The organism is Methylomonas sp. MED-D, assembly GCF_050276835.1.
Classification (GTDB): domain Bacteria; phylum Pseudomonadota; class Gammaproteobacteria; order Methylococcales; family Methylomonadaceae; genus Methylomonas; species Methylomonas koyamae_A.
Map to the genome: position 1 here is coordinate 40,733 of NZ_CP189966.1, position 15,453 is coordinate 56,185.

At 52.8% G+C, this 15,453-nt stretch carries 13 protein-coding genes; 5 read left to right on the forward strand and 8 right to left on the reverse strand.

Translation table 11 applies throughout. The features are described 5' to 3' along the window. Positions 1-2: 2 nt before the first annotated feature. From ACQE3E_RS23315 to ACQE3E_RS23345, 7 genes are all read right to left on the reverse strand, one after another. Positions 3-1,943, reverse strand: a complete 1,941-nt coding sequence (locus ACQE3E_RS23315; RefSeq protein ID WP_427501772.1) for a PRTRC system ParB family protein — start codon at positions 1,941-1,943, stop codon at positions 3-5. Positions 1,944-2,151: 208 nt separating this feature from the next. After that, positions 2,152-2,298: a hypothetical protein gene (locus ACQE3E_RS23320; RefSeq protein WP_281023442.1), complete on the reverse strand. Its 147-nt coding sequence runs from the start codon at positions 2,296-2,298 to the stop codon at positions 2,152-2,154. Positions 2,299-2,351: 53 nt separating this feature from the next. Then, positions 2,352-2,711: a hypothetical protein gene (locus tag ACQE3E_RS23325; protein ID WP_427501773.1), complete on the reverse strand. Its 360-nt coding sequence runs from the start codon at positions 2,709-2,711 to the stop codon at positions 2,352-2,354. Then, positions 2,708-3,892: a DUF1173 family protein gene (locus ACQE3E_RS23330; protein WP_427501774.1), complete on the reverse strand. Its 1,185-nt coding sequence runs from the start codon at positions 3,890-3,892 to the stop codon at positions 2,708-2,710. The genes ACQE3E_RS23325 and ACQE3E_RS23330 overlap by 4 nt, the downstream gene beginning before the upstream one ends. Next, positions 3,889-4,089, reverse strand: a complete 201-nt coding sequence (locus ACQE3E_RS23335) for a hypothetical protein (protein WP_427501775.1) — start codon at positions 4,087-4,089, stop codon at positions 3,889-3,891. Before ACQE3E_RS23335 ends, ACQE3E_RS23330 begins: the two co-directional genes overlap by 4 nt. 63 nt (positions 4,090-4,152) lie before the next feature. Continuing rightward, on the reverse strand, positions 4,153-4,461 hold the full coding sequence (locus tag ACQE3E_RS23340; protein ID WP_427501776.1) for a hypothetical protein: 309 nt from the start codon (positions 4,459-4,461) through the stop codon (positions 4,153-4,155). A gap of 260 nt (positions 4,462-4,721) precedes the next feature. Continuing rightward, on the reverse strand, positions 4,722-5,363 hold the full coding sequence (locus ACQE3E_RS23345; protein ID WP_427501777.1) for a hypothetical protein: 642 nt from the start codon (positions 5,361-5,363) through the stop codon (positions 4,722-4,724). 169 nt (positions 5,364-5,532) lie between these two features. On the opposite strand from ACQE3E_RS23345, the gene ACQE3E_RS23350 reads away from it, so the two are divergent. From ACQE3E_RS23350 to ACQE3E_RS23370, 5 genes are all read left to right on the forward strand, one after another. Beyond that, entirely contained in the window at positions 5,533-6,450 is a 918-nt protein-coding gene (locus ACQE3E_RS23350; protein ID WP_427501778.1) for a DNA-binding protein, read from the forward strand. Between the two features lie 944 nt (positions 6,451-7,394). Further along, positions 7,395-8,018 carry a TetR/AcrR family transcriptional regulator gene (locus ACQE3E_RS23355; protein WP_427501779.1) on the forward strand — a complete coding sequence of 208 codons (624 nt, stop codon included), beginning with the start codon at positions 7,395-7,397 and terminating at the stop codon, positions 8,016-8,018. Then, positions 8,015-9,115: an efflux RND transporter periplasmic adaptor subunit gene (locus tag ACQE3E_RS23360; RefSeq protein ID WP_427501780.1), complete on the forward strand. Its 1,101-nt coding sequence runs from the start codon at positions 8,015-8,017 to the stop codon at positions 9,113-9,115. The genes ACQE3E_RS23355 and ACQE3E_RS23360 overlap by 4 nt, the downstream gene beginning before the upstream one ends. Continuing rightward, positions 9,112-12,162 carry an efflux RND transporter permease subunit gene (locus ACQE3E_RS23365; RefSeq protein WP_427501781.1) on the forward strand — a complete coding sequence of 1,017 codons (3,051 nt, stop codon included), beginning with the start codon at positions 9,112-9,114 and terminating at the stop codon, positions 12,160-12,162. The genes ACQE3E_RS23360 and ACQE3E_RS23365 overlap by 4 nt, the downstream gene beginning before the upstream one ends. Before the next feature lie 6 nt (positions 12,163-12,168). After that, a complete protein-coding gene (locus ACQE3E_RS23370) occupies positions 12,169-13,650 on the forward strand; it encodes an efflux transporter outer membrane subunit (RefSeq protein WP_427501782.1) in 1,482 nt (493 codons plus the stop codon). 543 nt (positions 13,651-14,193) lie between these two features. Here ACQE3E_RS23370 and ACQE3E_RS23375 read toward each other — a convergent pair. Next, complete coding sequence (locus ACQE3E_RS23375; RefSeq protein WP_427501783.1) at positions 14,194-15,105, reverse strand: DNA-binding protein; 912 nt, start codon at positions 15,103-15,105, stop codon at positions 14,194-14,196. Between the last annotated feature and the right edge of the window lie 348 nt (positions 15,106-15,453).

Below are 15,453 nucleotides of genomic sequence, written 5' to 3' on the forward strand. Positions count from 1 at the left end.
GGTTAAACCTCTAATTCAGGGTCGAATGTGTAGCCAGGATGGGCGATGCGCTCGTCATCGTCATCGAACCAGTCCAGCTCAGTGGTATCGTTGGTCGCCTGCAACCCTAAAGCATCAATGGTTGTCGTGACCGCGTGCGTGGCGTTGGTAACGGCGACGGATTTATCCTCTCCCAGGAATTGGATAACGCAAGCCGGGACGAATCCGGCAAAGTCATAGCCGCAACTGAATACCTCATCCAATATCTCGCCATTTTTCTGTTTCATCAGGTTGGCGAAGGTGTTTTTCTCGTTGAGGCCTTCGTAATATCGGACAAACCCCACCCCGTTGCCATTGACCGCTTCCCGTAGTAAGCCCTCCATCCCCGATTTGGTAAAGCCACTGAGAAACTCGCGGGTCACGATAAAGGCTTCCTGGAGCGCAATTCCCATAAACCGGCATACCCCGGCCGAACCCATCGCCCACCCTTTGCTCATTGTGGTATTCGTCCGCTCATGCTGTCCCAGCAAGTGCATCAGCATTCGCTCGTTGAAAGCCATCGCTTCTTCAACGCTCAGACCACCGAAGGCGTCGATGAAGTCGCGTAGGTTGCCGAACATTGGCCAACTCGCTGGCGTCGTTGCGGGAACGGCCGGCAAGGCCTCCTTGGGAAAGGTGCTTTGTATCAGTCGGTACAGGGCAAAACTGTTAACCAACAACTTTGCATGCCGGTGTTGGCCGATGTGCTGGGCGCTGGTATCGCGGAAGAAACCTTCGATGTGTTCGAGCACTTTACCCGGCGGGGCGGCACTGGTTGCGGTGGCTGGCTTTTTAGCCGGATCGTTTGGGTCCGGGTGACCCGCACCGCTCGCTACGTTCCTGGCCGCCTGAGCGCCTGCCCTGGCCTTGGAGGAAGTCGGGGGTAACAGGCTTTTCTGATAGTGCTGAACTTTCTGGCTGTGACAGTCCAGCTCAAAACAACAATCTTCGGTGACCTTCCCCGGTGAATCGGGGTTGGTCGACAGCAACGCCCCGAAATGTTGGCATTGGCGGCAACCGGTTTCCAACTGCGTTTTACCGACCCCGGTTTGGCCCAATTGCATGACGACCGTGAAGCTGTGGGGCGGCTTTTCGGTGTCGACGAACACGGCCGCGAACCGGTCTTGCAGATCGCGCTTTCGCATTTCAACCGTGTCCTGAATTTTTTGATAGAAGCAATCCGGGTTGGCGCATCGGCCTTCTTCAACATGCTCATCGAACAACGTCGCTTGCAAACGCGAATTGTGATGACAGGCCGCACAGTCGGCGGTATCGAAAATCGCGCTGGCCAACGGTCTGGCAAATTGGCTAAGTCGCACTTTCAGTTCGGCCACCGAATAGTGATGCTCGAGCAATTTCTCCAAGGTCGCATTTTGAAAGTCGGTCGGTAATTGGCTGAGTAGCTCGGCATGGCCCAGTTTAATCGTCCGTGCCGTCAGGGCATTTAAGACCTCTACGGAAGCGTGTAACAGCAGCAACCTCCCCTCGAACTTTTGAGCGGACCAGCCTAACAACCGTAATGCTTCCGCTCTATCGCCCCCGCAATCGCTCAGCACATTTCTGGCGGCGACCGCTTCCTCCCCTGGACTCATATCGGCTCGCTGGGTGTTTTCAATGGTGGCCAGCAGCCGTGCCTGCTTGTCATCCAGGTGACGCACCACGGCCGGAATGTCGGACATTCCCGCCGCGACGGCGGCCCGATACCGCCGCTCGCCGGCCACGACCCAATACGTGTCCCCGCCCGGTTGCGGTCGGACGATAATGGCTTGCAACACGCCTTCGGCTTTAATCGATGCGATTAATTCCTGCATTTCGTTGTTGCAAAAATAAACTCTGGGATTGAACCCCTCTTGGATTGAAATATTATCCAGTGGTAAATACGTTAAATTCGGTAATTGGGTCGCTTTGGATTTTGCGCTTGCCATTGGTCTTCTCCTATTGCATGAATTAAGGTGGTCAGTGCATTTCACGAAAAAAACATCGCACGGATAATTGAATATGCAATAGCCAAACCGGTGGTATTAATTTAGGGATACGAGGACTTCATCGAATCTACACGTTGGATAGATCAGAGCGATACACCTTCTTTGTATTTTGATAATTCGGCACTCAAATGATAATATTCACTCTACTTTATGCGCCGTACTCAAGCAGTTGCAAAACAGCGTGCAGTTCCTCAATAGTAAGTTCGCCGTCGATTGTTGCCGTTCCTGCATCTTCATCAATACTGATCTTTGCATCCGATTGCTCTAGAATTTGTTTTGCTTCTTGATGTGTCATGATTGGTGCTCCCGCGCCTACACACTGTTACAGCCCAGACTCAATTTGCTGACTCAATATTCGTCGGCCACCATGAAAACCCGATCCGCCCAATAGAACAACCGCCGCCCGACGTTCGGAGTAGAGCACGCCACGGCAGTCTCCATCACCGCTCGACCCTCACCGTCGGTCACCGACCATTGCGCCAGTCCGGCGCCGTAAACCAACTCGATTCTAAGCCAGGGATACTGTGCGGAGAGGGGTAACAGATCAGACACCACCGCCGCCAATAGTCCGGTTAAGTCGGTCGTTTCGATCCAGGCTTTTACGCCGGCGGTGACCCGCACAGGTTGGAAGTTGCCGACACAAAACCATCCGCCGTCGTCCGGCGCGGAATGCAGCGTTACCACGCCGATGATCGTATCGGTCCTCATGCCTCGCACAAGGCCTGATGTAAAGGATCCCAGATCAGCGACGGGGTTCGGCTCTCGGCGATGATGTCACGCAGTGCGGCGGTTGATTCGTCATGGGCAGCGGTGTCTCCCACGTAGACCGCGCTAGGCGTGTCGGTATCCACCAGCACCGCCGCCGCCAGCGGTTTTGATCTGGCCAGGTTGTAGCGCAGGCATTTTGAAAATGAACGGCCGTGAGCCACCAAATAGTCAATCAAAGCCAGTTCCTCGGCCGTCTCGAACGGAATCCACTGCGAAGAAACATTCATCAGGCTGAGCTGATCGATTTCCGGATAGCCACCCAGCCGAATCGAGAACGTAGCAATGACCATCAGACGGCTGGACTCATTACCCCGCCACAACAACCATTCCGTATCGAACTGCTTGACTACGCGCTTGTAGGTCTGATCGTTTAGATAGAACGGGTACTCCGGCAGGTGTTTGATGATGAGCTTTTGCCCGAATCGGGCCGGCTTGACCTCCTTGAGTTCGCCGATCAGCACACGAAAGCGGTTGAGGTTGTCCGAATACGCCAAGTCCTTGGCGATTCGGGCGTTAATCTCGTCCTTTTTGTCCAGGCTGAAGGTTTCCGGGATAAACACCAACCGATCCAAGGCCGTCGCTTTGGCGACTTTGCCGGCACAGGCTTCGAGTAGGGCTTTGCGCAGCCCATACCAATTGCGCCGGGAATCCGCCGCCGGCGTCCAGCGCTGCCAACCGCTTTGCTCCCACAGATAATGCAGCAAACCGCGCAGGCCGAGCTTGGCCTCGGACGCCTTGATGCTGGTCGGCTTGGTCGCTTCCTCGCCCTCGACAGGCGCGACCGGCGTTCGGCTTTTACCTGGCGCCAAACGAAAATCGAATTTCAATTGGGTGATGCCGGTCTCGAGATTGTCCTTGATGGCCGATCCATATACCTGTCCCAGACCGGACAATTCCGCCGGCGGTTCGTAAGAATCACAGCCCGGATGATGCCGCTCGCCGGAATTGGGCATCCGTTTCAACCAATAGCGGTCGTAAGCAAAGGCAATATACAGCTCGACACCCTGAGCCGTGCATAAACACAACGGCCGTTGTTGGTTGGCGTAGGCCTGTTTCAAGATCGTCTGGAGGTGGCCGTGGTCCTCAGTGAATTCGATCGTTCCGACGCGATAATGACTCATGTTGCTTCCTCAATGATCGAACGGTCGGCAGCGTCATCGGCGTAGTGGCCGGTACCGCACACCGGGCAAGCAACATCCGGATGGTGGTAACCGGGATCGCAAAAAGGGGGTTTGACTCGACGGATCTTGAAAGGCTGGGTCTCGCCGGCCGATTCGGTCTCGGCGCCAGGCTGTTTAGCATGTTCCATTGGGCTCATCGAACCGTTCCTCGAGGCCGTCGATAGAAGTGCATCCCATGAAACATGGGATGCGTTGGTAAGTTACATTTTCAAGTGATCCAAAATCAGATCACGCATCTCCAGGTAATCAACCCCTTCCGATTCGCAACAAGCGCGAAACGAAAACGGCGTCAGGTCCTCGCTCATTAACCATTCCCGCGATTCCGACTTTTCTTCGGCCGAAACCCGTCCGTCTTTGAGCGAACCTAACATCACCAACAGCAAGCGATACCGCAACTCGCTGAATTCCTGTTCCGTGAATTGGGGCAGTTTGTCCCAATCGATCACGAAGATATCGAACTGCTCCACGCCGGGATACACCCGCCTGGCAGTGGCTGTACGCTTTTGCATAAGCTCCTCCTAAAACACGGAGGAACCCCTAAACGGAGGATTCCCCCGTTTAGGGTTGAAATGGACGGCCCGTTGCCGGGCGTCGGTTAGATATGCTGATTTTTTTAAGAAGCCAGCGACTTCCTTGAACGTTAGCGAGAACCGTTATAGCAAAAATCGCATTTCAAACCCGCTGGCTAGATGCTTTTAAAACGCATCTTCCCAGCGGGTTTTTTCCAAACCGCAGGGCATGCCCCCCCCCCCAAATCGCGCGCATTTCGCTATGACGCCGCCGCGTCGAGTTCCGCATCCGCATCGTCCTTCTCGTCGTCATCCAAGTCGATGCCTTTATCGATCAATACCTGCCGGGCGGAGGCCACTTCGTCGGTCTTGCCGCGTGTTCGGGCTTCCCGATAGGCTGCGGTGCGCAAACTGATGATGCGACGGGCCAGTTTCTGAATCCGTAATTGCCATTGATGTTCGGTGTCCGCTCGCTTGTCGTTCGCAATCACGTTGCTCAGCCACAAGGTATCGACCAACTTCATGACGTCGTCCATTTTCAGCATCAACGCTACGAATTGCGACACTTGCGGCGAGACTATTTCGATCTCGTAGCTGCCGGGATTGCTGTACTTGGGCGTTCCGGAAATACCGTTATCGTCTCTCAGTTTCTCCAAACGCTCGATTTCCCTGCCCAAATCGCTGGTGCAAGCTTCGATCAGCTGGGACACCCCCGCTTGCACCTGATCGATATGCGCCTTCTCGCCGATGACGTACAAAATCGTATCGAGCATGTACAGCGCGGTGACCACCGATCTGAAGTAGCGTTGGTGAACACGCTTGGTGTATTCGCTATTGAGCACCAAGGTCTGGGTAAAACTGGGGCGACTATAGAGCGTGGTTTCGGGTTGCGTTTCAGCCATGACATTCACCTACCTAACAGGATTTGAGAGTCTGCCATGCTAACGCATTTGATTTTTTCAACCCGCTGGCTAGATGCTTTTAAAACGCATCTTCCCAGCGGGTTGTTCGGTTGCATGTCCTGAATTTCATGCGAAGATGGCCCCTATTTCCTAACTCATGGCTCCGCCAATGCGTAAACAATCCGATACCTATGCCCTGGCGTACGAATGCTGCGATATCGTCTTGATGGAAGATGGCCGCTTTCCGACCATTGAAGCGATTCGTGATCGCATCGGCGTGAATAGTCCGACCGTGATCAGCCGGGCGATCAAAGACTGGACCGTGCATTTTGTCGACAAGCACCGACAAGCCTTCGAGCGGCCGGATATGCCCGCGGTGTTGGTGGATGCCGCCACCTCGCTGTGGCAACTGGCCGTGAAGGAAGCCGATAAAACCTTCGACGAACAGCGCCAAGCATTCGAACAAAACGCTGCCAGCGATCGGGCACTGGTCGCCGAACTGCAACAACAATTGGCCGCGCAGCAAGCCCAATGGGCGGCGGAGCGCGCGCAACAGAACCAACACAACGCCGAACTACGGCAAGCCAACACCGAATTGTCGACCTCGTTGGCCGAAGCACGGCTTTCCATCAGCCAGACGACTGCCGAACTGGCGACGACTCGTGAGGCCTTGTCCAGAGCGGAAGGCAGCTTAACGGCGGCCAATGCCGCGCTTCAAGCGCAAGAAACCGCTTGGTCGGATCGCTTCGAACAACAGCACGGTTGGCACTTGAACCGCATCGAGCAGGAAAAAGACGCCGCCCGTCAGGAACACGCCAGGACCATTGCGACGCTCGAGCGCGCGGCGGAAGAGTCCAGATTAGAACGAGCCACCGCTCAGGCCCGGATTACCCAGTTGATGCAACAACTCGGCGAACGCCATGCACATCAACTCAAATGGGAAGCCGATCTCGCCCAGTTACGCGAGCAGTTGGCCTTGCGAGAGGCGGAACTTCAAGCCGAAAAAGACAAAAGCCGCAAGCTTCAAGAGCTGGTCAGGAAACAACGCCGGCCGACCCCATCCACCCCGGACAAGGCGGCCGGATGAACCCAACGGAACTGGCGCTGGTACGGGGCTGGATCCAAGGCTTAAACGTAGTCGGAAAAGGCAAGGCGCAACGCCAAGTCCCGATCGCCCACGACTGATAGACGAAATCAATGCCCATTTGCGGGACCGGCAGCTCAAACCGATCGGTTAATCACAGTCACAAAACATCGCCACCACCTCGATTTACGTTCATTGGGCATTGCTTGGCGGGTGTCTTATCGGGAAAGACCGCTTTCGGGCGATGAAAAAGAAGATCTGGCCGGCGCTTTACGACCCCAAGCTGCCTATCACATATAAAAGTCAATTATGTCCACAGTGTTACTATTAGCGGACATTCACACCGATCTAGCCCTTGCTTCACGCTTTGTATGTTGATACTAATCGGCAATTAGTCGTCGTTGATGCGAACGTCGGCGGACACCGAGGAAATAGGCGTAGGCGACACCTTCAATTCTAAAGGTCTTTCAGATCGATCTGGATTTCTCGCGCCTTCAGCAGGCTATCGATCAGTCCCTTCGAAATAAGTCTAGTCTGGCTTCCCCTCTCGTAACTCCTTGGTATGGCCCCAAAGTAGCCCCAAGAAAGTTTTTAATCCTCCGAAAGTTTGAAATTGGTTGTGGCTTTCTGAGATGGATTCCTTACCTATAAACCGAACTCAGTAAATCCGCCCCTCGCTAAATGATCGATCATCGCATCAGCTTGATGTTACTGGCTTTCGAGATCAGGTTCCTGTGAGTGCGGGCAATAAAAGCTACGTGCCCTCGACTCCAATACATGTCGCTGTGATAGTCGATGCAATCTCTAGTGGATTGAGCCAGTGATTTTGCCCGTTGGGTAAACACTACCTTCGTAAAACCTTTACCTCGTAAATTGGCAAATATTTCACTTGACAAAAAATACCGGCGTAATAATATCTAACAACGTTAACTTAATTAACTTTGTTTATGTTGAATCTTAATCGTCGGGAGCGGCACCGCCTGAATGTCCGCAGTCAAATCCTCGATGCTGCTCGTGAGCTTTTTGCCGCCGAAGGCTATGAAGCGGTCACGATGCGACGTATCGCCAATGCAGTTGAGTATTCCGCGACGGCCCTGTATCAACACTTCAAAGACAAAGATACCTTGATACGTGAGTTGTGCATGATTGATTGCGCAACACTGGCAGAATCTTTCCAAGCTATAGCAAAAAACCCAGCTCCATTAGAACGACTGCGCGAAATCGGGTTGGCCTATGTTGGTTTCGGTATTGAGCGGCCAAATCATTACCGTTTCCTATTTATGAGCGGGTGGATTATCCGAGAAGAAGACTTGGACGTGATGGGGCACGGCAATCCTCAACAAGATGCCTATGCCTTTTTATTGGATACGGTGACCGAAGCAATCAGCCAGGGGAGTTTTCAGCCTTACCTGACCGATCCGCATTTATTGGCACAAGCGTATTGGGGGAGCATCCACGGCGCAGTTGCGTTGCACTTTGCCAATTACGGCGATCCTTGGGTCGAATGGCGCACCCTGGAGGATACCGCTCGTTTGATTATCGACACTATGTTAAAGGGATGGATGAAATGAAGAATCATATTGACCTAGCCACTTGTCAACGCAGTCGGGTAAGTTTGGCGGCATTCATTTTCTGTTTGAGTGCTTGTTCTCATGAACCCGCACCAGAGCCTAAGCCTCGGCCGGTGCGGGTCACATCCATTCACTTTGACACCGGTAGCACCAGTGTCCGTTATTCCGGTGAGATCAAAGCCCGTTATGAAAATCCATTGGCTTTCCAGGTTAGTGGTAAGTTAGTTAAACGTCTGGTTGATGTCGGTACGGTTGTCAAACAGGGTCAAATTCTGGCAATCATTGACCCGGCTGACATTCTGCTTGACCAAGCGGGTTCAGCGGGACAATTGGCGGCAGCCCAAGCTGAATTAGATTTAGCACGTCGTGAGTTGCGTCACTTAACCAATCTTGAACAAATGGAGCTGGCGAGTGAGGCGACTTTGGAGCGTAGGAGGGATCAGGTGAACGCTGCGGAAGCCAAGGTTATCTCAGCCCGAGCGTTGCACGGACAAGCTACCCGAAAATCAGGCTATAGCGAGCTGCGTTCAGATTTTAACGGGGTCATTACTGCTGTCGAAGCTGAACCCGGACAGGTTATCGAGGCAGGCCAAACGATTGTCCGGCTCGCCCGTACGGATGCCAAAGAAGTAATTATTAGCGTGCCGGAAAATCGCTTGCAGGATTTACGTGCAGCTTCTGCCCTTCGGGTTAGTCTTTGGGCTGCCCCTGAAAATCATTACGTTGGGCGGCTCAGGGAAATATCACCTGGTGTCGATCCGGTATTGCGGACTTACACGGCCAAAATTGCGCTAACAGGTACTGATAACACTGTGGCTTTGGGCATGACCGCAACTGTGCAGGTGGAAACACCATCAGCTAACCCATCGGCCCGTTTGCCCCTAACGGCTTTGACCACATTCAAAGATCAACCTACAGTGTGGGTAGTGGACCCCGATGCTCAGTCGGTTAAACCAAGGAGTGTTACTTTAGCGGGTTATGACAGTACTGCGGTAACGGTGCTGGGCGGCGTTGCCGAAGGCGAGCAGGTGGTTACGGCCGGCGTACATAAACTGATTGCCAACCAGAAGGTTCGTCTTTTGGAGGTGCAGCCATGAAATCTTTCAACCTTTCCGACTGGGCGTTACGCCATCAGTCGTTTGTCGTTTATCTGTTGGGAGTAATCGTCATTGCCGGGTTAATGGCCTATCTCACGCTAGGTCGGGCGGAAGATCCTGAATTCACCATTAAAACCATGGTTGTCAGTGCCGAGTGGCCCGGAGCGACGGCTCGCGAAATGGAACAACAAGTAACAGACAGGCTGGAAAAAAAGTTACAAGAAACGCCCTTCTTGGATTTTGTGCAAAGCTTTTCCGAACCTGGTCACTGCCTTGTCTTCGTCAATCTCAAAGATTATGCCCCTAATGCGCTGGTGCCTTATGCGTGGTATGAAGTTCGTAAGAAGCTGCGGGACATTGGTCATACCCTGCCAGAAGGTGTCCTGGGACCGTTCTTTAACGACGAATTCGGCGACACATACGGTACGATCTACGCGTTCACCGCCGACGGCTTCAATTATGCCGAATTGAAAGATGCCGTTGATGACGTGCGTCAGGAGTTGCTGCGTATACCCGATGTAGCTAAGGTTGACCTGATCGGAGTCCAGCAGGAAAAGATCTACATTGAGATTTCGCACCGTAAATTGGCTACGCTGGGTATCGATCCGCAACAGATCAGCGAGACTTTGCGGGAACAGAACGCAATGAACCCCGCTGGTAGCATCGAAACCGTTAGTGATCAGCTTTACCTACGGGTTAGCGGAGACCTTAATTCTATCGAGGCGATCCGCGAAATTGGTATCGAAGCCAACGGGAAGCAATTCCGTTTGGGCGATATCGCCCGTATCTACCGGGCCTATGCAGAGCCTATTAACCCAAAATTCCGCTATCGAGGTGAGGATGCCATTGGTTTAGCGGTCGTTATGACCAAGGGCGGCGACATCTTGACGCTGGGCGAGCGTCTCTCGGCCGAGATTGAGCGCCTAAAGGCTGACTTACCAATGGGTATCGACATACTCCAAGTTTCAGATCAGCCGAAAGTTGTCATGCATTCCGTCAACGAGTTCATGAAGACTTTGATTGAAGCAGTGATCATCGTTCTCGGTGTGAGCTTTTTGTCCCTAGGTTGGCGCACGGGCTTGGTGGTGGCCTTATCGATTCCTTTGGTATTGGCGATCACTTTCGTGGTGATGCAGTTGGTGGGTATCGATTTGCAGCGGATTTCTCTGGGTGCGTTGATTATCGCACTGGGGTTATTAGTTGACGATGCGATCATTTCAGTGGAAATGATGGTCGTGAAGATGGAACAAGGTTGGGATCGAATCAAGGCAGCCACGTTCGCTTATACCTCAACGTCATTTCCCATGCTTACTGGCACTTTAGTAACGGCTGCCGCCTTCACGCCAGTGGGATTTGCCAAATCCTCCGCTGGCGAATATTGCTTCTCGATTTTTGCCGTGGTCGGCATCGCTTTACTTGCTTCTTGGTTTGTGGCTGTTATTTTCACGCCCTACATCGGCTATCTCATTCTGCCGGACCTGCATAATAAGGACCAACATGATGGGGGCCATGCCTACAGCGGTAACTTTTACACTCGGTTTAGGCAGCTAATCGCCGTTTGCCTGCGTCGGCGGCGTTGGGTTCTGTTTGGCACAGCCTGTTTGTTCGCATTGTCCATTGGTGCCTTTCGGCTGGTGGAGCAGCAGTTCTTTCCGTTCTCAGATCGACCAGAAGTATTGATTGATTTGTGGTTACCGCAAGGCTCCTCGATACATGCCACCGAGCAGCAAACTAAGAAAGCCGAAGCCTTGCTGACTAATGATCCCGATGTGGTCAATTACGTCAGTTATGTTGGATCGGGATCGCCTCGGTTTTACCTCCCTTTAGATCAACAGCAAGACCATAACAACTTTGCCCAACTCGTAGTACTCACGAAAGATTTAGAAGCGAGGGAGCGGTTGTTAACGCGACTACGCGGGGAGTTCGACAATGGCTTCACCGAACTACGCGCCCGACTTAACCGATTGGAGAACGGTCCGCCAGTAGGCTTCCCGATCCAGTTTCGCGTCTCAGGACGCAACATTAACGAAACCCGCCGTATCGCTGAAGAAGTGGCAGAGGTGGTGCGGGCCAATCCGCATACTTTAGATGCCCAATTGGATTGGAGTGAGCCCAGTAAGGTGGCTCACCTGGCGGTCGACCAAGACAAGGCTCGGGTATTAGGGGTCAGTTCTAAAGACATCGCTTTCGCCTTAAATACGCTGTTGACCGGACTGAAGATTACTGAATACCGCGAAGACAATAAGCTGATTGATGTTGTGGGACGCGGTGAGCCAAACGAGCGGCTAGATCCTTCACTACTTGGGGAAATCAACATTCAGGCACGCAACGGGAAAGCCGTGCCACTAAGCCAGTTGGTACGGATTGAATACGGCTTCGAGGAAGGTATTATCTGGCGGCGTGATCGCTTTCCAACCTTCACGGTGCGTAGCGATATTCGCGATGATGCGCAAGCACCCGATGTTGCCGCTGAAATCGAACCCTTGTTGGCACCCATTCGTGCCAAGCTTCCGGCGGGCTATCGCATAGAACTGGGTGGCGCCGTTGAGAGCAGCGCCAAGGCTGAAGCATCCATCAATGCCGTGATGCCGATTATGCTCTTTCTTTTAGTCACCCTTTTGATGATGCAGCTGCAAAGCATCAAGCGCACTGCAATGGTGTTGCTGACCGCGCCACTGGGGATGATCGGGGTCACCGCTTTTCTATTGATTTTCGGTATTCCATTTGGATTTGTGGCCACTCTGGGAGTTATTGCCTTGGCTGGCATGATTATGCGTAACTCGATCATTCTGGTCGATCAGATCGATCAGGACATTGCTGCGGGACAACGCCCTCGGGATGCCATTATTGAGGCGGCGGTGCGTCGTTTACGCCCAATCCTATTGACGGCCGCAGCGGCAATTTTAGCCATGATACCGCTGACCGCCAGTGTGTTCTGGGGACCCATGGCCGTCGCGATTATGGGTGGGTTGCTGGTGGCGACAGTACTGACAATGCTGTTCTTGCCTGCTTTGTATGCAACTTGGTTTGGAATAACAGAGGAGTAACCGGCCATGCCAACAGTTTTGTTTCGTACCGGCCCTTTCCAAAAATTGGCAATCTTTAGCTTCGCGTTACTGCTTGAGGCTTGCACTGTAGGGCCTGATTATCAAAAACCACAGCCAAGTGTCCCATCACAATGGATTGAAGCTGACCCATCGCCGAGCACTGTCAACCTGGAAGACTTCACGCATTGGTGGCGTGGCTTCCAGGATCAGCAGCTCAATCAGTTGATCGAACGCGCGTTGCAGGGCAATCTCGATTTGAAGGCGGCCAAAACCCGAATTCAAGCCGCCAGAGCCCAAATTACTGCAACCGAGGCTGAGCGATGGCCTAGCGTGAATGCCTCCAGTGCCTACCAGCGGCAACGAATCAGTCCAAATGCCTTGCTCGGTGCTCTCGGCTCTATCCAGGGCGGAAACAATGCCAGCAACAGCGGCATATTGTCAACGCTAGGTCCCTTAGGGACGCCTTTTAATCTGTTCCAGGCCGGTTTTGATGCCAGTTGGGAACTGGACTTGTTCGGAGGCATTCGCCGCCAAGAAGAAGCGGCGAATGCCAATGCTGAAGCCATTGGTGAGAGCTTGCATGACATTCAGGTCAGTCTGTGCGCTGAGGTTGCGCGGTTGTATTTGGAGCACCGTGCTCTCCAAATTCGATTACAAATCGCTGAAGATCGTCTGAAGAATCAACATGAATTACAGCGACTCACCGAGGCTAACTACGGCGAAGGCTTCGTGACCGCTCTAGACAGGCAGCGAGTAAATGCTGAACTGTCATCAGTTGAAAGTACCCTTGCTCCCCTTGTTGCCCAGATCAAGAACAACCGCCATGCGTTGGCGACATTGCTCGGTTTAAGTCCGGGGAGTTTGGATCAACAACTGGCAAACTTACCCCTGTCTATCCCGCTTCCCCCCAGCATTCAACCCGGCCTGCCTTCTGAAGTTTTAAAGCGCAGACCGGATATTCGCCAAGCAGAGCGCACGGTTGCAGCAGCTTCTGCATCGATCGGCGCGGCAGTGGCTGAATTGTTCCCGAAAATTTCGTTGACCGGTGCAGCCGGTTTTCAAAGCCAAGACCTGAGCAATTTCACCAGCTTGTCGAGTGGTTTTTATGGTTTTGGCCCACGTCTTTCGTTACCGATCTTCCAGGCTGGACGATTGTTGGCAAACATCGACGCACAGGAGCAACGCCATCAAGAATCGATAGCCTTATACGACAAAACAGTATTAACCGCATTACGAGAAGTAGAGGACAGTCTGGCCTCTGCACAGGGCGTAAAAAAACAGCGTGAGTCACTGGAAAGCGCAGAACAGGCAGCTGCGAAAGCCGCAAATACAGCACTGGCTTTTTATCGAGAAGGTGAAGTTGACTTACAAGTTGTATTGGATACTCGCCGAACCTGGCATGAAAGCCGCGAGCAACTTGCACAAAGCCAATTGGCTTGGGCGAATACTCATGTGGCCTTGTTCAAAGCATTAGGAGGCGGATGGTGACCGAATCTTAGAATGAGATTTGCTCTTTAAGTATTTAATTTCAGAAGGCTTTTTCTCAAGCTCAAGTCCAAGGCTATTGCGCAGGGGCGAGTCATGATAGTAGTTCGTTTAAGAGCAGTAGGGCCGTTAGGGGCTCCCAGTTGCTGTAGTCTAGTTAGAATTACTTTGTTAAATGCGTTGGATTTCTGGCATCCCGCTATCCGCGCACGAAACTGGCGACCATCAGGGAAATGGCGCAACTTCGCGCACAATACCCGATCTATAGATGGGATCATGTAGTTACATGTTGATACCGTGTTTTAAGGGTCAGTTGTTTTAACTTGTTGTTTTGGAAGTAAGCTAGTGTCCATACCTTTACTCAAGAAAGTGGTCAGCTATAAAACCCAAACCGGCCATTATTGAACAGCTCGTTTCATCTACTTTAATGTCCTGTTTTGGCCGATTGTGTAAGGTCGCCAACGGCGGCTTTTCAGTCCTCCAGCTCTTTGCGCTCAACAGCCGACATGACCATCAGTCATCGAACCACGATGCTGTTGCAGACCCCTAATTCCCAATGGCTTTCATTAATTGCTCGACCTGCGATTTCATGGCTGTCAGTTGGCCGGTTAGTTGGGCGACCTGCTCTCGAGCACTCCCCGCTTCTCGTTTAGCGTTGTCCGTCTCCGCTTCGAGCTTGATCAGTTTATCGGCGGTTCGTTGAAGTTCCGCCGCCGCTCGTTTCCTTTCGTCCTTACGGGACTCCTCGGCGGCATCCGCCTTGGTCTGCACTTTCACCAATTCCGTTTTCAATTGATCCCGTTCGGCTACGATAGATTGGGCGGCTTGTTTTTGACCCGTCAATTGTTGCCGCAGTTTGGCTTGCTCGGCTTCATGCTGTTCGGTCGCCGCCTTCGCGTTTTTCTCGGCCGCCTCCAATCGTTCGCGCAAAGTGGCCAGCTCGACCGCCTGGGCTTGGTTCTCCGCCTGCGAATCGGCCAGCCGTTTGGTCAACGCTTCCGTCCTGGCCTGTTCGTCCGCCAGCATGGCTTCCAGTTCATCCACGGCTTGCGAGGCATCGGCCAGTTCGCGTTCCGCCTGGGCTTGCTGCTCGTTAGCCGCCCTTAACACCTCTCCCACTCGTCGCTCTTGGGTTTTGACGGCTTTGTCGTTTAATTCCAGCGCTAATGCGTTAACTTTGTCGACCAGGGCTTTGGTCAACGCGGACAAGGTTTCAGCGACTTCCACCGGTAACTCGGCCACCGGCTCTGCATTCGTCACCGCTTGAGCGGCATTGTGCCTGTCCCAGACTTCCTTGAGCCTTTTGGGATCGCCACCACCTATTATTTTCCGTAAAGCAAATCCTGTCACATTGCGATTGGCCTTGGTGAGCATCCTACCGGCGTCGAGAATCTGATCGTTGTCGATATTGGCCGGGCGGCCCAAGTTGGCGTTTAACTCTAAGATTTCTTCTTGCATGGTGTACCCCCCATCGTTAGCGACGGCCCTAGTTTGGCATATAACAAGAAATAAAGTAAGTAAGTAAGAAAGTAATGTACAAGCGCTTTTCGACCGGATACTCTCCAGCGCCCCAATACCACTTCCACCGATCAATTTTTTTTGTTATAACTTGGTCCTAGTTTTTAGCGTAATTGCACGCTGAAAATCCTGCACCGCAGGCGTTCCGTCTTTAGGCGGCGGGAACTGACGTTTCCGTACTGAGTGCGTCAAGCTCAGTCTTCAAATCCAGCGTCTTTCAGGCGCAACCATTCACCCACCGGGGAACACATCCCCCGTGGGGCAATGTCGTTCCCCTTTTTTTAGGAG